This is a genomic window from Microvirga sp. Mcv34, from assembly GCF_024519725.1.
Classification (GTDB): domain Bacteria; phylum Pseudomonadota; class Alphaproteobacteria; order Rhizobiales; family Beijerinckiaceae; genus Microvirga.
The window spans coordinates 1-20,033 of record NZ_JALJRK010000014.1 but is presented as its reverse complement, the minus strand read 5'-3'; the positions used below and the strand labels follow the sequence as shown (position 1 = coordinate 20,033).

General features: G+C 58.3%; 13 protein-coding genes and 1 pseudogene. 10 read left to right on the top strand and 4 right to left on the bottom strand.

The window, feature by feature from the left end; all coding sequences use genetic code 11:
- Nucleotides 1-43: 43 nt before the first annotated feature.
- On the bottom strand, nt 44-457 hold the full coding sequence (locus OC446_RS10120; protein ID WP_262028905.1) for an NADH:ubiquinone oxidoreductase subunit NDUFA12: 414 nt from the start codon (nt 455-457) through the stop codon (nt 44-46).
- Between the two features lie 236 nt (nt 458-693).
- The gene (locus OC446_RS10115; protein WP_262028904.1) at nt 694-2,679 is read right to left on the bottom strand and encodes a calcium-binding protein; all 1,986 of its coding nucleotides are present in this window, start codon (nt 2,677-2,679) and stop codon (nt 694-696) included.
- A 1,003-nt stretch (nt 2,680-3,682) separates the two neighbouring features.
- Between OC446_RS10115 and OC446_RS10110 the strand changes: the two genes are divergently transcribed.
- From OC446_RS10110 to OC446_RS10095, 4 genes are all read left to right on the top strand, one after another.
- Complete coding sequence (locus OC446_RS10110) at nt 3,683-7,378, top strand: vitamin B12-dependent ribonucleotide reductase (protein ID WP_262028903.1); 3,696 nt, start codon at nt 3,683-3,685, stop codon at nt 7,376-7,378.
- A gap of 534 nt (nt 7,379-7,912) precedes the next feature.
- Complete coding sequence (locus OC446_RS10105) at nt 7,913-8,356, top strand: hypothetical protein (RefSeq protein ID WP_262028902.1); 444 nt, start codon at nt 7,913-7,915, stop codon at nt 8,354-8,356.
- Between the two features lie 179 nt (nt 8,357-8,535).
- A complete protein-coding gene (locus OC446_RS10100; protein WP_262028901.1) occupies nt 8,536-8,979 on the top strand; it encodes a hypothetical protein in 444 nt (147 codons plus the stop codon).
- 149 nt (nt 8,980-9,128) lie between these two features.
- Nucleotides 9,129-12,635, top strand: a complete 3,507-nt coding sequence (locus OC446_RS10095; protein ID WP_262028900.1) for a tetratricopeptide repeat protein — start codon at nt 9,129-9,131, stop codon at nt 12,633-12,635.
- A gap of 63 nt (nt 12,636-12,698) precedes the next feature.
- On the opposite strand, the gene OC446_RS31010 is transcribed toward OC446_RS10095, so the two are convergent.
- On the bottom strand, nt 12,699-13,004 hold the full coding sequence (locus tag OC446_RS31010) for an SPASM domain-containing protein (RefSeq protein WP_410055054.1): 306 nt from the start codon (nt 13,002-13,004) through the stop codon (nt 12,699-12,701).
- Nucleotides 13,005-13,301: 297 nt separating this feature from the next.
- On the opposite strand from OC446_RS31010, the gene OC446_RS10090 reads away from it, so the two are divergent.
- The 6 genes and pseudogenes from OC446_RS10090 (at nt 13,302) to OC446_RS10070 (ending at nt 18,530) form a co-directional block, all read left to right on the top strand.
- A complete protein-coding gene (locus OC446_RS10090) occupies nt 13,302-14,387 on the top strand; it encodes a radical SAM protein (RefSeq protein WP_262028899.1) in 1,086 nt (361 codons plus the stop codon).
- A complete protein-coding gene (locus OC446_RS31005; protein WP_410055053.1) occupies nt 14,365-15,336 on the top strand; it encodes a TauD/TfdA dioxygenase family protein in 972 nt (323 codons plus the stop codon). Before OC446_RS10090 ends, OC446_RS31005 begins: the two co-directional genes overlap by 23 nt.
- Before the next feature lie 140 nt (nt 15,337-15,476).
- The gene (locus OC446_RS10085; protein WP_262028898.1) at nt 15,477-15,941 is read left to right on the top strand and encodes an NUDIX hydrolase; all 465 of its coding nucleotides are present in this window, start codon (nt 15,477-15,479) and stop codon (nt 15,939-15,941) included.
- Between the two features lie 45 nt (nt 15,942-15,986).
- Nucleotides 15,987-16,835: an EamA family transporter gene (locus OC446_RS10080; protein ID WP_262028897.1), complete on the top strand. Its 849-nt coding sequence runs from the start codon at nt 15,987-15,989 to the stop codon at nt 16,833-16,835.
- Between the two features lie 34 nt (nt 16,836-16,869).
- Complete coding sequence (locus tag OC446_RS10075; RefSeq protein WP_262028896.1) at nt 16,870-17,658, top strand: aldo/keto reductase; 789 nt, start codon at nt 16,870-16,872, stop codon at nt 17,656-17,658.
- Between the two features lie 101 nt (nt 17,659-17,759).
- A pseudogene (locus tag OC446_RS10070) lies at nt 17,760-18,530 on the top strand (IS5 family transposase).
- A gap of 791 nt (nt 18,531-19,321) precedes the next feature.
- Here OC446_RS10070 and OC446_RS10065 read toward each other — a convergent pair.
- The gene (locus OC446_RS10065) at nt 19,322-19,615 is read right to left on the bottom strand and encodes a GIY-YIG nuclease family protein (protein WP_262028964.1); all 294 of its coding nucleotides are present in this window, start codon (nt 19,613-19,615) and stop codon (nt 19,322-19,324) included.
- Nucleotides 19,616-20,033: the final 418 nt, after the last annotated feature.

Sequence of the window (20,033 nt, the reverse complement as noted above, 5' to 3'; positions counted from 1 at the left end):
CCATGACGTCAAAGATGTCGAGGGCGGGCTGAGCGGCTTGGCCTCACTCTCCGGGGGTCCACGGCACGTAATCGCCCGTGGCAGCGGGGCGTTGCCCGACCGAGAGGCTTGAGCCCTGCGGACGGTAGGCCTGGGCCGTGCCGGTCATGTTGGGCACGTACGCCCTTTCCCAGGGATGCGCCTTGTAGCTCTCCTCGCTCGGAGCCACGTCACCGTTATGGCACAGCCATGCGCGCCAGCCGGGCGGGACCTTCGAGGCATCGGCATAGCCGTTATAGACGACCCAGCGGCGCTCCGCCCCTACGTTCGAGTCGATGGCCTGGGGCTGCGTGTAACGGTAGTAGCGGTTGCCGAACTCGTCCTCGCCCACGAACTGCCCCTTGCGCCAGGTGAAATACCGCGTGCCGAGGGTCTGGCCGTTCCACCAGGTGAAGAATTGGGTCCAAAACTGTTTCATCGCTGCTGCCTAGAGGAGCCAAAGTTGCGCGGAATATGGCGTCTGACTTCGAAGAAGTCGAGCATAAAGATGCCCGCCGGCCTGGGAGCGTACCGGTGCCGGTGCGCCCTGGCAGACAGCACTTCCGCCCCTCCGGGGCTTGGACGTGGCCTGATCCGTAACGTCCCCCAGAACGTGAGAAGGGCCGGTCGCTCGACCAGCCCTTCTGCTTGTGGTGCGTAAGACTACGCTCTGGATCAAATCAGGATGAAGTTGCCTGAAGTCAGCGTCAGACCGGTCGCAAGATGGGCAAACTTGACCTGCGCCACTCCACCTGCACCGTCTGCGTCATAGAACAAGTTACCGGTTGTATCGTCGTAAACGATCTGCGCACCGCCAGGCCCGGCCCCTTGCCCCACGGCCACCCACACCGAAGAACCGAAGCCGCCGAAGACGCTGCGGCTCAATGCTATGGTGTCTTCCGATACGCTGAAGTCGTAGATCCAATCATCATTGTCCGGGCCAAGAGCCGCATCGAACACGAAGGTGTCCCGTCCCTGGTTACCCACGAGTATGTCCGTGCCGGCGCCGCCAACCAGGCGATCATCACCGGCGCCGCCCGTAAGCAGATCCCATCCGTTGCCGCCTTCGAGCCAGTCGTTGCCCTCTTGGCCGTGCAAGGTGTCATCTCCATCCGCGCCAGCCAGGATGTCGTCCCCGCCCCGGCCCCACATTTCGTTGTCTCCGGAACTGCCATAGATCGTATCCCGGCCCGAACCGCCCATCACGTTCTCGAAGTTGCTGATCCGGTCGCCCTCGGCATCGCCATGGAAGGCCGAGTTGGTGCGCAGGTCGATGTAAACGCCCGCCGTATCGGTACGGTAGTCGAGCCAGTCCCTGCCGTCGCCGCCGTCCAGCGTATCGGCACCCGCGCCACCCTGGATAACGTCATTGCCGGCCTCGCCCCAGACGACATCATTACCGTCGTCGCCGTAGAGATAATCGAACCCGTCGCCGCCCCAGATGACGTCGTCGCCGCCGGCGCCGGCGATGACATCGTCGCCCAATGACCCATCCAGCACGTTGGCATCATGGCTGCCGTAGATCGTGTCGTTGCCCGATCCGCCAATAACGTTCTCGAAGTTGCTGATCCGATCGCCTTCGGCATCGCCATAGAGCGCGGTATTTGTGCGCACATCGATATAGACGGCGGCTGTGCTGGAGACATAACTGAGCGTGTCGATTCCGTCGCCACCGTCCAGTCTGTCGGAACCCTCACCGCCTACGATCAGATCGTTGCCGGCATCGCCATAGAGGGCATCGTTGCCCGTATTACCCGAGAGGGAGTCGTCGCCGCCTGCACCTGCGATGATATCGTCTCCGCCCCCGCCCCAGATCATGTTGGCATCATGGCTGCCATAGATCGTGTCGTTGCCCGAGCCGCCGACCACGTTCTCGAAGCCGCTGATCACGTCGCCTGCGGCCTCGCCATAAAAGGCCGAGTTGGTGCGCACGTCGATGTACACACCGGCGGTGTCCCCGCGGTAGTCGAGCATGTCGATGCCATCACCACCGTCCATCGTATCGGCACCTGCACCGCCCTGGATGGTATCATTGCCGCCATAGCCATAGAGGACGTCGTTGCCGTCGCCGCCGAAAAGGAACTCAGAACCGGAACTGCCGTATGTCGTGTCATTGCCCGACGTGCCGAAGGTCATGCGAACCGTGAAGCTCGACACTTCACCTGTCGGGACCGTGGAATTTGCTCCGGCACCGCCCGCATAAACGACGTTATCGCCAGGGTGAATGTGGCCATCCGAGAAATGCTCACCGCGAGATTCAATAAGAAAAGAGTACGGCCAGATATTTGACTTGCCATAAAACAACATGTCGTAATTATACTCTAGGCGAAGCAATTCTCTCTGCATCGAACTGAGGTTACCTGGCATCGTAACCGGCGCGTAAATCTTCATATCGATATAGATCTGGTTACCGTTCTCATCCGTCAGACCGCCATCAACTCCGCCCCCGTCGTCCTCACAATAGTCCTCCGGCACTGGGTTTGTCTGTGCATAAGGATTGATTACGGGCGCCTTATATGATGACCCCGTTCCCGAGCCACCGGTGACGTTTCCCGTGATCTGGCCGCCAGTTCCGGTTCCCCCGTATTCGATGCCTTTGCCATCTTTGCCACCGCTGTTATCCCAAAACTCGGCAAATGCCTGTTCAATGCTGAAGGTCATAGCCCCTTGATCCCTTACGCTAGTGACGCCGTCGCGGGAGACTTGCGCAGTCCCGGCACAACATCTCGTTTTTTACGTTATAAATTATCAATTAGGTTTCTAGCGCAACTTAGTTGCATTTCTTGGGACCAATGAGCTTTCCAGTTGCACGACGTTACGTGATCGACGGTGGCTTTCCGTACCCACCGACCAACCTACCCTCACATTGTCCATTTGCTTTCTAGGCGGACCGTGCCGGCCGGCTTATCTCGCTCGGCACTTGGTTCTGTGACGAATCTCGATTCGGAAGCGGGCGCCTCACCAGATCCTGGCCAACTCGTCTAAAGAATCGTTCTGCTCCAGACGTATTGATCGAATCCGTCTGAGGCCTCTGAGTCGCGCCCCTCTTCCGTGCCCGCCGTCGTCAAGAGGGTCACAACCTGCGTGCGACCCGATTCTCAATCTCAGTCACCGACGACCAAGACGTGTTTTCCGGGAATCTGGGCCATTTCTAACACCTATTGGCATGTCACGAGCTGGCCGCGAGCTGTCCCATCGATATGATGCGCCGGCACAACATCTCGTTGGATTTCTTACCGGTCCTGAGCCGGCACATTTCGGCCTCTGTGGAATCCCTGAAAGGATTCTCAGAGGAGTCTCCAAGGCTTAGCTAGTTTTCCACATTCTTAACATCCTTCCACTATATATAGTTGGAACCACGAGCCGCGACACAAGTTCTTGACGTAAGGCTCGCAACACGACTAGCTTGCCGGGGTACCGATCAGAGACCGGCGGCCGACCTCAAAAGGGCGGCTGGAACCTCCCCAGAGTAAGCGTCAGAGCTCCGTGGCAATGTGTTGCCGCGCGGCCCTTGGCGTCTCGAGGAGGCCCGTAACTCGGGCGGTTACGTGTGGCGATCCGAAAGAACGGGTCGTTGGGGCGTCGAACAATAATTTGGGCTGATGAGCTGCGGGGCAAAATCGCGGCCAGGAGACCTTTTGTCTCCATATTTGGGAAAATGACTATGCGGATCGAGCGGCGTTATACGCAAACGGGCCAATCGCCTTATTCCTCCCTCGCCTTCCGGCTCGCCACGAGCGAGATCCGCAATCCGGACGGTTCGGTCGTCTTCAGGCTGGAGAACATCGAGGTGCCCGAGACCTGGAGCCAGGTGGCGTCCGACGTTCTGGCCCAGAAGTATTTCCGCAAGGCCGGCGTTCCGGCCCGCCTGAAGAAGGTGGAAGAGAACGACGTCCCGTCCTGGCTCTGGCGCTCCGTGGCTGACGAGGCGGCGCTTGCCTCCCTGCCGGAAGATCAGCGCTTCGGCTCCGAGATTTCCTCCAAGCAGGTCTTCGACCGCCTCGCGGGCTGCTGGACCTATTGGGGCTGGAAGGGCGGCTATTTCTCCTCCGAGGAGGACGCCCAGGCCTTCTATGACGAGCTGCGCTTCATGCTCGCCAATCAGATGGTGGCGCCGAACTCCCCGCAATGGTTCAACACCGGCCTGCACTGGGCCTACGGCATCGACGGTCCCGGCCAGGGCCACTATTACGTGGACTACAAGACCGGCAAGCTGACCAAGTCCAAGTCGGCCTACGAGCACCCGCAGCCCCATGCCTGCTTCATTCAGGGCGTCGAGGACGATCTGGTGAACGAGGGCGGCATCATGGACCTGTGGGTCCGCGAGGCGCGCCTGTTCAAGTACGGCTCCGGCACCGGCTCTAACTTCTCGAAGCTGCGCGGCGAGGGCGAAAAGCTCTCCGGCGGCGGCCGCTCGTCGGGCCTCATGAGCTTCCTCAAGATCGGCGACCGCGCCGCCGGCGCGATCAAGTCGGGCGGCACCACGCGCCGCGCCGCCAAGATGGTGGTGGTCGATGTCGATCATCCGGACATCGAGGCCTATATCGACTGGAAGGTGAAGGAGGAGCAGAAGGTCGCCGCCCTCGTGACCGGCTCCAAGCTCGGCAACAAGCACCTGAAGGCCATCATGAAGGCCTGCGTGAACTGCGAGGCCGAAGGCGATGCCTGCTTCGATCCGGAGAAGAACCCGGCCCTGAAGAAGGAAATCAAGCTGGCGCGCCGGGTCATGATCCCGGACAACTACATCAAGCGCGTCATTCAGTTCGCCAAGCAGGGCTACACCGACATCGACTTCCCGATCTACGACACCGATTGGGATTCGGACGCCTACCTGACGGTCTCCGGCCAGAACTCCAACAACTCCGTCTCGCTCACCGACGACTTTTTGCGCGCGGTGGAGACCGATGCCGATTGGCACCTCAAGGCCCGCAAGGACGGCAAGGTCCTGAAGACCCTGAAGGCCCGCGACCTGTGGGAGCAGATCGGCCACGCCGCCTGGGCGTCGGCGGATCCGGGCCTGCACTTCAACACCACCATGAACGACTGGCACACCAGCCCCGCCGGTGGCCGCATCCGGGCGTCGAACCCGTGCTCGGAATACATGTTCCTGGACGACACGGCGTGCAATCTCGCCTCCGCCAACCTGCTGCAGTTCTTCGACCGCCAGAACCACAAGTTCGACGCCGGTTCGTTCGAACATGCCTGCCGCCTGTGGACCGTGGTGCTCGAAATCTCGGTCATGATGGCGCAGTTCCCGTCGAAGGAGATCGCGCAGCTCTCCTACGAATACCGCACGCTGGGCCTCGGCTTCGCCAATATCGGCGGCCTGCTCATGACCATGGGCCTGCCCTACGATTCCGACGCGGGCCGGGCGCTGGGCGGCGCCATCACGGCGATCATGACCGGCGTGTCCTATGCCACCTCCGCCGAGATGGCCGGCGAGCTCGGGCCGTTCCCGAACTACAAGGCCAACGCGAAGCACATGCTGCGCGTGATCCGCAACCATCGCCGCGCGGCGCATGGACAGGCGGAGGGCTATGAGGGCCTCGCCGTCAACCCGGTCCCGCTCGATCACGCCTCCTGCCCGGATGCCGATCTCGTCGCCCATGCGAAGGCCGCCTGGGACCGCGCCCTGGAACTCGGCGAGACGAACGGCTACCGCAACGCGCAAGCCACCGTGATCGCGCCCACCGGCACGATCGGCCTCGTGATGGATTGCGACACCACCGGCATCGAGCCCGACTTCGCTCTCGTGAAGTTCAAGAAGCTCGCCGGCGGCGGCTACTTCAAGATCATCAACCGGGCCGTCCCCGACGCGCTGCGGACCTTGGGCTATCGCGAATCCGAGATCGCCGAGATCGAGGCTTACGCAGTCGGCCACGGCTCCATGCGCCAAGCTCCCGCCATCAACCCAGGCTCGCTCGCTGCGAAGGGCTTCACGGACGAGAAGATCGACGCGGTGGAGAAGGGCCTGAAATCGGCCTTCGACATCAAGTTCGTCTTCAACCGCTGGACGCTCGGCGAGGACTTCCTCACCGGCACGCTCAACGTCCCGGCCGAGAAGCTCAACGATCCGTCCTTCGACCTGCTCTCCTTCCTCGGCTTCTCGAAGGCCGATATCGAGGCCGCGAACATCCACATCTGCGGAGCGATGACGCTGGAAGGCGCCCCGCACCTCAAGACCGAGCATTACGCGGTGTTCGATTGCGCCAATCCCTGCGGCAAGATCGGCAAGCGCTATCTCTCGGTGGAGAGCCACATCCGCATGATGGCGGCGTCGCAGCCCTTCATCTCGGGCGCGATCTCCAAGACCATCAACATGCCCAACGACGCCACCGTCGAGGATTGCAAGAACGCCTACATGCTGTCCTGGAAGCTGGCGCTGAAGGCGAACGCCCTCTACCGCGACGGCTCCAAGCTCTCGCAGCCGCTGAACTCCGCCCTCATCGCCGATGAGGACGAGGATGCGGAGGACGCCGTCGAGCAGGTCGCCGCCATGCCGACCGCCGCGAAAGCCGCCCACGTGTCGGAAAAGATCGTGGAGAAGATCGTCGAGCGTGTCGTGGCGCTTCGCGACCGCGAGAAGATGCCCGACCGCCGCAAGGGCTACACCCAGAAAGCCGTCGTCGGCGGCCACAAGGTGTACCTGCGCACGGGCGAGTACGACGACGGACGCCTCGGCGAGATCTTCATCGACATGCACAAGGAAGGCGCCGCCTTCCGGGCCATGATGAACAACTTCGCCATCGCGATCTCGCTCGGCCTGCAATACGGCGTGCCGCTGGAGGAATACGTGGAGGCCTTCACCTTCACGCGCTTCGAGCCGGCCGGCTTCGTCCAGGGCAACGAGCGCATCAAGTCCGCGACCTCGATCCTCGACTACGTGTTCCGCGAGCTCGCGGTGTCGTATCTCTCCCGCAACGATCTCGCCCACGTGGACCCGTCGGAAGCAGGCCCCACCACCATCGGCCAGGGCGAAGCCCAGTCGAAGGCGCCGGAGCCCGCCCCGGCCACCGCCGTCGTGTCCCGCGGCTTCACCCGCGGCTCCGTCGACCGCCTCATGCTGATCCCGGGTGGCGCCAGCCAGCCGCAGCGCATCGGCGGCCTGACGGCCGGCGCGAACGCTCTCAAGAGCGAACTGGCCCAGCCCGCCGTGCAGGTGGAGGAAAAGGTCGGCGAAGCCGAGATGTCCAAGCTCGCCTTCGCAGCCCCCGCCCCGTCGGTCGCCGACCGGCGCGCTGAGGCCAAGATGAAGGGCTATGTGGGCGAAGCCTGCCCCGAATGCGCGAACTTCACGCTGGTGCGGAATGGGACCTGCTTGAAGTGCGATACGTGCGGCAGCACGACGGGGTGCTCGTAAACAAAATTGGCAATTGAGGACTGAGAATGTGAGAGTGGAACCAAAGTTAGGCTGGATTCACCCTTCAGCCTGACTCAATTGACGCAACAGCTCGCCGCAGTTGCATGTGGCGAGTTGGAACGGTGAGACTTGTAGTTTGGATCTGGATCTGTTCCACGTGCTAAAACTGTTGATACACAACGATGGCTATCGAGTTCTGGCTTAGGGTTTGCTGATGAGGACGCTCGCAAGGGATGGCCATAATCACCCCATAGCGCGCCTCAGATGAAGCCAAAGCCCGCCTCACCCCAATGAGGCGGGCTTTAATCTGTCACGGCAAGTCAATCACTCTCTTGTCACGATCCTCATAACTCGGCAGTCGTGCCGTCTCGTCTGAATCGCGCTACTAAAGCCAAAGACGAGAACTCTCTCCCTAACCCTATGATCGTTCTTAAGACACTCCCGGCCCGCTCAGTTGTCATCCTCCGAAAAACCAAGGCCTTCCTGACTGGAGGAGTCTCTGCAAGACAAGCATGCTTTAGGAAGCATCCCATCGTGGCTTCCGTCGCTGCTCTTCTGGTAATCATCCCAATTGCCAGTTGGATCGTATCTGACCTTTTATGGCCCTATTACGCCGCCGACATGGTGGCGCGGTTTATGTTCACCAACTCTCATGCACTCTTAGGCCCTTTAGGCATGGCTGCCGCTGCCCTTAGCATTGGTCTCATCGCCTATCTTCTTCGACAGAAGGTACGTCCGATTTACGCCCTCCTCGAACTCATCTTTGGTGCCATGGGTGCGGTCATTGCAGCCATGCCGCTTTACATTAATCCCAAGACTTCCCTAACACCAACCGAGCAATTCACTGCCTATGCGGCCCTCATCGGCGCCCTTTACGTCATCGTGCGTGGTTGGGACAATCTCAGCAAATTCGCCGACATCAATCTCAATATACCCTATCTTAAGAAGCACGGGCATCGCTGGTTCGGAAAGCTCTAAGTGGAAATGGATGCACGTCTAGGGTTAGCGCCACCCCGAACACCAACTCCATTCGCGCAACACAGCTTAGCCAGCTCCTTGAAGGCACTTCTATTTCTTCAAGGGACCCATTATGTGTGAATGGACAACCACCGGCTGAGTCTCTCCCACACATGCTTGAAGCTATCGATATCCCTTTTTTGCTTAAAACGATTGAGGCAGGCGCGATTGTGGCCGCCACGGCCACCGTTGAGGAAGCTACCAAGGACGTCTACAACAAGTTGAAAGGTACGATCGTCGGCATCTTCGGCCGGCAAGCGGGCCGGGCCGCCGACAAGATCGGGGATGCCGCGACCCGGGACGAGGGACGCGCCGAACTCGCGGCTGCAATCAATCCCATTCCAAATGAAGACACTGCCGAGATCCAGGAAAGCGTCCAGGCCCTCCTTGCGGCGCTGAAGGCTGATCCGAACGCCCAGGCTGCCGTCCAGCGGGCCCAGATCGACCTGGATCTGGACGTGGTGGGCAATGTCCTTCTGAAGAACATTCAGAATGCCCAGGACATCGGCGTGAAGGCGAAAGTCGGCGGAGACTTCACGCTCAGCGGCCTGACGATGGGAAACCGGGACGAGCCGGGAAACTGATCGGCGCATCGTCAACCGACCCTTACGATGCGCCCCTCCCTATTGGTCATCAATCGTCACAACTGAGCGCCAATATCTCGGTCGCCGCGACCCGCGACGCCTCGATCCAGCTCATCCAGGCACACCAGGTCATCCAGACCGAGTCAGGCATGACGCCGGACGATGTTCGGAACACGGTAAGCGAGACACTGCGTCAACTGATGTTCCTGCCCCCTCACGGGGGAGCGGCCTCTCACATCGTTCAGAGCGACGGCCCACCATCGCCTGATCCGCTCGAGGCGTACCTCAATCAAGACATCGACCGGTTAAGAGACGAGGCACGCCACAAAGATCCTCGCGAGGCCCTCAAGGATTTCCAGAGTCTGCTGGCACGTCTTCCTTCACATGCGAGCGGTACGATCCTGTTTCGGGTCAAGGCTAACATTGCCTTCCAGCATTTCGCCAGCGACAACCTTGAGGCGGCGTCGCGCTGGTGGCTCGAGGCTTACGACCATGCACCACAGGATCCGCGCGCCGCAGCTAACAAGATCCTGGCCCTGTGGATGGGCGGCGATCCGCTGTCAGCTGTGGAGTTCGGCCGGTCCGTCTTACGGGCTGACCCGGCCAACGAACTTGCCGCCTCGTACATCCCCCAGGCAGCCGCCATGGTCCCGGAGATCGAGGACGGGCTCGAGGGCATTCCTCCTGGGCTGCGCGAGCGGGAGCCGGTGCTCGGTGGCGAGATCATTTTCTTGCGCAGCCGCGCGTCGAAGATTTGGCATGCCAAAGCGCGCCGCGGCCTGGAGCTTTATCCGGACAGCGAGACCCTGCAGGTCTACTGCGCCTACGCGACGCTCGACGAGGCGGTGGCAGACGAGGAGATCCAACGCACCCGGATCATCCCCGAACCGAGGCGGAAAGAGCTTGAGACTGCAGCCACCGTGCTGGACGCCTATTGGCGGTCCAAGCCGAGCGCGTTCCTGACGCGCCAATACGACGACGCCGTCCCGGCCTTGGCAAACGCGATGGTGGCGTACCATCTCCTGCAGGACAAGGAGAAGGCCCTCGCTCTCGCGACGGAGATCGCGGACCGGAAGATCGGCGAGAAGGAGGTTTTGGCCAACGCCGCCTACGTCGCGCTTGAAAGCCGGAAATACGATCTTGCAAGGAGGATCCTCGATGTTCTCCCGGACGATCCGGACCTAGCCTTCAACCGCGGCCTCCTACTGATGCACCTGGGAGACGTCGACGGGGCCATCGAGGCCTTTGGACGGGCCAACGTCCCGGAGCACGAGAAAGGCGTTGTCCGGACCATCCTCGCGCTCGCGCCGTTCCGGAAGCCGGAGACACATCCCGGCGTCGACGCGCTGAAGGCTATCCAGCAGGCTGCTGTAGGTCACCCGCGCCAATCGGCGCTCGTGGCCCAGGAGGCCGTGCTGCTGGGCGAACCCGACATCGCCGATGAGGCGTACCGGGCCGCCCTCGCCGCCATCACGCCCGACAGCCACATCGCCGCCCGCCTCATGGTGGCAAACTATGCGGAGCAGTCCGGCTCGCCGAGCGACGTCATCAACCTGCTCGACGGGTATCTGCCGGCGCACGGCTTCGAGAAGGAGTATGTCTGGCTCGCTATGGCCCACGCCCAGGAATATCCGCCGCGGAAGCGGAACCTGAGCTTTTTCGAGAAGGTGCGGCCGGATCTCCGGGCAAGGCGCAGCGTCGCGGTAGCGCACGCCACGGTCCTGCTGAACGCCAACAAGCTTACCGACGCGCAACGGATGTTCCGCCGCCTCCACAAGGAGGATCCGAACGACCCCTACGTCGCCTACCGACTGGCCGAGACATACCGGCGGCTCAGGAAGCCGGGCAAGGCGCGCAACGTGTTCAAACGCCTCAACCTCGACCGGCTGACCGGACACGTCCAGCAGCAGGCGGCCGTTATCCAGGAGGTCGGCAAGGCGGGTGAGCCAGACCGCGCGCTCGTCGCGGCCTTTAATCTCGCCCGGCGGCACCCCGACGACCATGTCGCGGCGCTGTCCCTGGTCTACCTGGTGTTCTCGTCGGCCAACCGGAGCGAGCTGCTCCAAATCTCGGTGGCCGGCCCGGACACATGGGTGTCGATCGCAGGCCCCCACGGCGAGAGCCGAACGTTCGTCATCGACGAGGGTTCGGACCTCTTCGGGACGACGGTCTATCCCCCGGACCACACCTTGGCGGCCCTGGTGACGGGGAAGCGCGCCGGAGACACGTTCACCATCCCCAAGGCAATGGGCGAGCCCGAAGAATGGAAGGTTGCCGAGGTCAGGAGCAAGTACCTGCACCTCCACCTCGTGATCAGCGAGGAGTATGAGCTGCGTTATCCGGGAAAGCCGGGGCTCACCCGCTTCGTCATGCAGGACGGCAACGTGGACGCCGCGCTGCAGATGGTCAAGGAGACGTCGGAGGCGCAGCGCAGGATGGCGCTGCTGCACCGCGAAGGCATGCCGCTGGCCGCTTTGGCCCGCCGCCTCGGCGGCGACCCGGTTGGATTCGCCTGGTATCTCCGCAGCCTCGGCGAGGACGTCCGAACCTGCGTCGGCGCGGCAGACGAGCGCATCGGGGCGTTCAGGACCGTCGATGCGGGCCGCGGCAAGGGCGTCGTGCTCGACCCGTACACGACCTGGATCGCCGCCGAGCTGGACCTCTTCTCCGTCCTCCGGGAGTGGTTCGGCACGGTCTACACGCCGGCATCGACGTTGCGCATGGCCGACCGCATGAAGGTGAGCCTTCAGGAGCGCTACGGCGGCAGCCAGATGACGATGGGCTGGCGTGACGGGCAGTTCTACCGGGACGACATCACCCCGGAACGCATTGCCGAACAGATCTCGGTCGTGGAGGCGGCCAAGGAGAAGATCGAGGCGGGCTGCCAGATCGAGACGGTGCTACTTCCCGACGACTTGGCCCCGGAAGTCCGGAAGACCCTGGATATTTTCGGATCCCGATTTTTCGACGCCGCCTTCCTGGCTAAGGAGAAGGGCTGCCCTCTCCTATCCGATGACCTCAACTACCGTGTCTTCGCCTGGTATGGCACCAGGGTCGCGGCCATCTGGCTCCAGGCCGTCCTCTACCGCATGAACGATAGAGGGCACCTCGGCTTGGCGTCCTACGCTAGAGCCGTGATTGGCTTGGCAGGCCGCTGCCACAGCTTTGTCACGTTCGACGCCGACCTGCTGCAGGAGGTGCTGCGCCAAGCGGGAGACGAACTATGGGAGTTCAAGGCCGTTTCGCGCTACGTCGGCTTTCACGATGCGGATATGAAATCCCACGTCGAAGTAGTCGGCAACTTCATCGACGCCCTCTGGACCAGCGCGGGCGCCCCTTGCCCCAAGGCGCGCCAAGCCGTCTCGATCCTGCTGGACGACCTGCTACGCAACCACTGCGCCGAGTGGGGTCAATGGGTCGCGATGTTGCTCTACGGCATCTCTGGCAACAAGCCAGCCTCCTTGTTCATCCAAGCATGGGTGAGAGGAAGGCTCCTGCCGTGGGATGTTTTGGAGCAGAACGTCAGCAGCCTTGCTCATAGCTTGAAGCGCCCAAGATTGGGGGCATTCGTCAAGAGCAGGCACAAGCAAGGCATCCGGTTTCGGCTCAAAGAGACGGCATGGCGCAATACTGGAGACATTATATATTCGGGCTGAGGCAACGGCCCGGATCCAACAGCAAATACAGGTAGCTCAAAAACGGCAGCCACACCGCCGAAGCTAGCGGTTCCCGCAAACAACCAGCTGGTCGAAGAGAGGACAGCCGTTCATGCAGTTCTTCCTGTGTGAGCACCCCCCACACCGATCAGACGCGAAATAACGCCTGAAAGAGCGGACATTTTCCGAAGTGTGCCAAATATCAAGAAGTGACGTTTCATCGGTCAGCCTATCGCCAGCGGCTAGTCCGCTCTGAAACGAGCAGGGGTAAACCTTGAGGTCCTCAGATACGTATAACGAAAACCGACCCGCGTCGCATGCATCGACTAAACTGGCGCTGGCCTTTGTCCTGGCGAATACGCCGCTCACGCAACAGGCGTCGAAACCCACCTTAAATTTCAAGTTCGCGGACGTCGCTAGTTTGAAAAACTCATCTACTCGCGGGCTATTCCTGAGAAGACGCTCTTCAAAAACTTTACGACCAGAAGGCTTATAATTTAGAAAGATAAGGGCGTTGATCTCTCTGAGAAAATCCGGCGGATCTCGAAGCCATGTAATCGCGGTGTCTACGCTCTCGCTATCGATGATGAAGTGTACGTTTGTTTTGACTTTTCGGTCAGATAGTCAGAGCAATACTCCGAGGTTTTCTCAACCTATGAAATGGATGTGAAGGACTATCAGCCTTACTGGAGATATATCAACGACAACTATGACGATGAATTGCTTCAGATCCTTGATCTGAGCCCGAAGATGATTAGGCTGATTACGTCGAACTATTGCCCTTACGGCTGTTCGTTCTGCATCAGTACAAACTTTCTTAAACTTGCGTCAGACGAGAAAAAAGTGCGGGTCGTTGGCGCGTCCGCACAAGAATTGGTCGATAAATGCGTGAAGATCCTCGCAACCGACCCAGAGATCTTCATATATTTTGACGACGAAAACTTTCTCGCCATGCCTCAGCGCGCCAAGCAGTTTTGCGAAGCCATCATCGAACAAGGGATAGACGGCCACTTTGGATGTCGTGCAACGGCGCAAATGATTACCGATGACATTTGTGCGTTGATGTACAAAGCAGGATTCAAGGTCGTGGCCTTCGGCGCTGAGTCATGGGACGGAGAAAGCTTAAAGGACTTCAACAAGCGCCTGGAGAACGACCGTTCCGATATAGCGATCAGAAACATTTTGAACAACCATATGAAATGTTCGTTCAACATTATTCTTTTTGCACCCAAGATTACCCGGGACGGCCTGATCTACACGTGCGACAAAATTCTGAAGTATGTTGGGCTCGAATGTAATGTTGGTATTACCACATTCATCGCCCCATATCCGGGAACGCACTACTTCGACAACGATCAATACGTTATCGTACCCGGAGAGATTACCGTACCAGGGACCGGGCAGGTCTTATCTCATCCACAAGCCGTTCTCCCTAGTGATGAATACCTACGTGACATCGCACATCGCGCTCAAGCGCGTGGCGCAGAGATTCTTTCATTCTGGAAAAGTGAATTCCAATGGAAACATCCCATCATGCCGCGAGAAGTATCATGTCTCGCTCTCATATATGCGGTTTACCTTGAACTCGACGTAGCGTCTCAGAATGATCGCGAAAATCAGATCATGCAGATCGTAGCCAGCATATTGGGCAACCAGCGAAACAACTTTGTTCGCATTAGCCGGCCGCCACAGGACCTTGCCAAACATCTGCGTATCGACGGCGAACATTATGCAGTTGAGAACCCCTATTGAGGCGTCTCAGGCTGTATCGAGGAAAGGCATCAGTTCAATGAATCTAAAATACGAACCCCTCTCGCCCCATCTGGGCGTCGAGCTAAAGGATGTAGTCCTCAGCGAACTTTATCCCTCGGACGAGTTCTATTGGCGACTGCGCCAAATTTTAGCAGATCACCTCGTGGTACTAATTCGGCATCAGGAGCTATCGGCAGAACAACTCGAGGGGCTAGCGGGTCGTTTTGGACCATTAATGAATAGTAGAACACCGTCGGTTGAAGCCCATCACGTTGGGGGGTCAATCAAGGTGATTTCTAATGGAACTGATAGCAACGGACGACGCTTCGGCAATGGCAATGCCTCCGCCCAAGTGTGGCATACGGATTCGTCCGCTCCATGGGAGGTTCCATCCGGGCATGTCTTCCTTTACTGCAAGAAAGCTCCGCGCAATCCTCCGCGGACCTTTTTCATGGATATGCGCAAGGTCTACGCATCACTCCCTTCTGAGCTCAAAAGCAAAATCTCAAAGTTACGTGTAATTCATCACCACTATCCGCGAGAACACGAAGTTACCATATCAGAAGCAGGACCATCCTATCCAATAGAGATCCGAAAGATTGGCCCAGTACACCCGCTCGTGCGCCGCCACCTCTCGACACAAGTTCCCATGCTGTACCTGCCCACCCGCAGAGACAGCCTTGTCGTGGGTCTCACGGAAGGGGAAAGTCGAGCTCTGCTGACCGAGCTATGGCGTTATGTGGAAGAAGCTCCTTATCGCTGTGCGGCAGCATTGGAGCCCAACGACCTTGTTCTATGGGATAACGGGGCATGTGTTCACAGCAGAGAAGGCTGGAGCGAGGATGAAGTCCGAGTTCTATGGCATCAGTCTGCCGCAGGTGAGATTCCCGTTCCATACTCACCAGAAACAGGAACAAGAAACGAAAGCCTGCTCCCGCCCCTATCATAGGCTGAGATGGCAACCTGGTAATGCAATAGCGCCTTGCCATCCTTGACTGGATGTCACGCAAGTATCTTTCGGCAAACGAAGCCACGGAAAATAGGGGAATCTGCTCCTCTTGCTTCCCGCTCAAACTTTGGAGTGATCAGATGGCAGGCTGGATTAGAGAAATTCGGAGTAAGATTGGGAGCGACCTCATTTTCGTCAATTCGGCAGGCGGCTGGATTGAGGATCACGAAGGGAAAGTCCTTCTTCAGAAGAGGTCGGCAGTACATGATCACTGGGGGTTCCCTGGGGGCATCGTTGAACTGGGAGAGTCCGCAGCTGACGCGGCAGTGAGGGAAATCTTTGAAGAAACGGGGTTGATCGTCTCACCGATAGAGCTGCTCGGGGTCTACTCGAAATACTTCGTAACCTGTGAAAACGGCGATCAATGCCAAACCTTCACCGTCTTCTTCAAGATGAAGATTATCGGAGGAGAACTGTTAGTCGACAACAAGGAAACGTTCGAGCTCTCGTTCTTCTCTCCTACATCTCTCCCACCTTTGATTTACGAGCAACATCAGCATCTGGTGAGTGACGTTGCAGCGGGACGTATTCCTGCTTTCCGGTAGGAGTGGCGCTGCCGATGAACCGCATTTCTAAGTGAGCAATATATCGTGAGCCTGTTACCTCTATCATTGGTTCTCTTCTCCGCAGCCCTGCATGCTTCATGGAATGCCATGATCAAGGTTGGGAATAGCGCATCTATTGTTTTAGCAATGGCTGTATGCTCTGCTGTGCTTGGCCTGATCGGCATTTTTATATTTGACGAGATTTCGTCTGCTTCGATCAAGTATCTGATTTACGGCGCTTCATTCCATATCGCTGCGCGCATCGTCGGCCAACAAGCCTACCGTTTTGGAGATATGGGCCAGGTCTACCCGATCGTTCGCGGATCCACCCCGATATTCGTCGCGCTGCTCGCCCTCTACATAAGCGGCGAGGCAGTCTCAACCGGAGGTACCTTCGCCTTGATCGGCATTGCGCTAGGTGTTGCAATCGTAGCATTGAAGGGGGGAGCAATCCGAAGCGGTTTTAGCACTGGAGCCGTAATATACAGCCTCTTGGCTGCCGTGCTGTCCACATCCTACATCGTGATTGACGGTGTCGGTGTAAGAGCGTCTCAATCTCCACTCGCGTATGTAGCGTGGATTTCACTAATTGATGGGTTGGGAAGCGCAGCTGTTCTCTACTTTTCGGCAAAGACGAATTACCGCAGCATTCCTCTTTCGACTTGGAAGCTCGGATTTTCTGCTGGAATCCTCCAAGTGATATCCTGGGGACTTGTGGTAGTTGCAATGAATTATGCCCCAATGTCTCTTGTGGCAGCTACCCGTGAGACCAGCTTGGTTTTTGGCTTCGGGATTTCCTTACTTATCCTCAAGGAAAGATATTCGCATTGGCGGGCGCTTGGCTCGAGCACAATCGCACTGTCACTCATACTTTTCCAGAGTTTCAGAGGGTAGCGTAGCAACTTTTAGCCGCAAAAGTATCTGTATTATGCGAGGACCTGGACGCAGCTCGGTTAGCCTAGGCTTAGGACTTCTTTCGATTGGACGCCCATGGGGGTACAAGCAGGGTATGCCTCCTCGTGAGGAACGGGCTTATGCATTGCTCGATCATGCAATTTCCAAAGGGATCACTTTCGTCGATACTGCTCCAGGCTACGGCTCGAGTGAAAAGATCCTTGGGGCATTTCTAGAGAAGCGACCGACCAACAGTCCTCCGATCTATGTCAGCACCAAAATTGCCGAGCACTGGGATTGGACCTCACAGACGCCATTTGTCGATCACTCGTACCACGCATTATGCCGAAGCATCGATCAGAGTATGAAGACCCTTGGAAAGGTCGACCTTCTTCAGGTTCATCGGCCGAAGGCTAGTACGCTGAGATCAAGGGATTTAGTAAGGGCGCTCAGCTATGCACAAACACAAGGCATACCGACGTTTGGGGTGAGCGTAAGCGACATTGAATCGGCAAAGATTGCTTGTCGTTCAGGTGCATTTGGTTACCTACAATTTACGTACAATAAACTTAACACGTCGTTGACGCACGCCTTTCAACTCGCAACGAAGCATTCGTTAAACGTGATTGTCAATCGACCGCTCGCGATGGGAGAGATCGTTGAAACCACTACCGGAGAAAAAGCAGAAGCGCTCAAGAATGCGTTCAGCTTCATTCTCGATAACTGCTTCAGCGGGGTAATATTGACGGGGACTCGATCCGAACATCATCTTACTGAAAATGTAAGTGCCTTTCGCGCTGTCAACCGAGTTCCGCGTTTATAACATGTTCCCCTCCTTTGCCTATCCTACTAGGGCGTGAACTCATAAAAGATCTTTCATTTGCAGCGAGTTGATGATTCACCTCCCGAAGAAGGGAGGGGCCGATGCGTCGACACGAGCTGACTGATTTTGAGTGGAAGATCATTGAGCCTTTGCTGCCCAACAAGGCGCGGGGCGTGCCGCGGGTGAACGACCGACGGGTGCTCAACGGCATTCTCTGGCGCTTCCGCACCGGGTCGCCCTGGCGCGACATTCCTGAGCGCTATGGCGCCTCCACAACCTGCTACAGTCGTTTTGTGCGCTGGCGTGAGGCCGGCGTGTGGGACCGCATCCTTCAGGCGGTCTCGGTGGCCTACGATGGCGATCTGATCATGATCGACAGTACGTACGTGCGTGCGCGTTCATCAGCATGGCGCGACGGGTAAAAAGGGGGGCCAGATGGTGGCATGGGACGTTCCCGTGGTGGCCTGAGCACCAAGATCCACGCGCTGGTGGATGCCGAAGGCCGCCCGATCCGGATCTCTCTCACGCCGGGACAGGCTCATGACGGCACCGCAGCCGAGCAGTTGTTGGCCAATCTGACGCCAGGGACGATCCTGCTGGCGGATAAAGCTTACGACAGCAATGCCATTCGCGAGCAGGCGCAGGAGCAACACCTCTGGGCCAACATCCCGCCCAAGAGCAACCGCAAAGGCTCGTTCGTCTTCAGTGCCTTTCTGTACCGTTACAGAAACCTGGTGGAGCGCTTCTTCAACAAGCTCAAGCAGTTCCGCGGCATCGCCACGCGATACGACAAGAACCCGGACAACTTCCTGGCCGCCATCAAACTGGTCTCAACTCGCATCTGGATCCGCAGTTATGAGTCCACAACCTAGATGGGCTTACGACACCAGCGAATAACCAACTACCACCATCCGATTTCAAGACAACAGATGGGTATTTTCATTGCTTGCTCGAAGATGACAAGTTAGTCACTAGAGTGTCCATCGAAGCAGATCAACACTTAGGTCTAGACAGAAAGTCACCTTCCGTACTAGCGATTATCAATATAAAAATCAGATTTTCCACTGGAACTATGTCAAATCTTGGCTTGGTAAGCTAATATTTGATATAATTTATATATACTTTCTAAATACTACGAAAGATAGCTACAAATAACGTATTGTATCTCCCACTAACAATTAAATTATTTTATTTAAACTCATCTCGTATTCTTTTCCACTCCGCCAAGACCTCTTCGTACCTTCTCAATAGGATGTCGCGCTCATCTCCCTGAAGAGGATTATGGGCTGTAGAGAAGGACGCGCTACGTAGAACATCTAACATCCGTAGATCATCCGGCGGATAGTTCGCGAGAGCTTGATCCAAGAGCCACAAGCCTATCCTTGCGGCCTCATCTGAAAGCTCGGAATCCTCGCTAAAATAGGGGTAGATCAATCTATTGAACTGATCGCCGATCTTCAACGCCAATAAGTTTTCGACTTTAATGACGACGCCGATCTCTGGAACAGCATTTCGTATGCCTATCCACCGTCATGGCCGTCCCCGGACTTGATCCGGGGATCAGTCCCGACCATCCACGTCTTAAGCAACGGAGCGCCTTGAAGACGTGGATGCCCGCAACACGTGCGGGCATGACGTGGAGGGTGTCGGGAATGGCGCCCGCCTAGTGGTTCAGCGTCTCGTAGAGATCGTCCCAGAGCGGGTTCAGGCCGTGGATGAGGCGGATTTTCCAGGCGCGGGGCCAGTGCTTCATGGTTTTCTCGCGCTGGATCGCATCGCGGATGTCCTCGAAGCACTCGTACCAGACGAGGCGCGTGAGGCCGTATTGCTTCGTGAAGCCGGGAATGACGCCCTCGCGGTGCTCCCAGGCGCGGCGGGCGAGATCGCTCGTCACGCCGCAATAGAGCGTCCCGTTGCGCCGGTTCGTCATGATGTAGACCCAGCCGCCCTTCTGCATGGGGCGATGATACTGAGTTGCGTCATATCCTCCATCGTCATGCCCGCGCTTGTCGCGGGTATCCACGCCTTTTTCGACGCGGTGGGTTTAAGACGTGGGTGGCCGGGACTGATCCCCGGATCAAGTCCGGGGACGGCCATGACGGCGAGGCTAGGCGAGATGTTCTTACTTTGTTCTTGACAGATGTTTGAACCTTGGCTATATCATTGCGCAGCCTGATCCGACGAGGGGCGCGCTTCGCGAGGCGTCGCAAGTTGTGGGAGCAGGCACGGTCCTGTCCGTCGGTCACGCAGCCGGCGCCAGGAGGCCCTTGGTGCCTGCGGGCTGCCAAGTCGAAACGCCTAAAAGAACCGTGCGTGACGAGCAGTTCGGCTCTCACCTTCACCACTAGAGATCGAGCCGGGCTGCCCGACGCGCC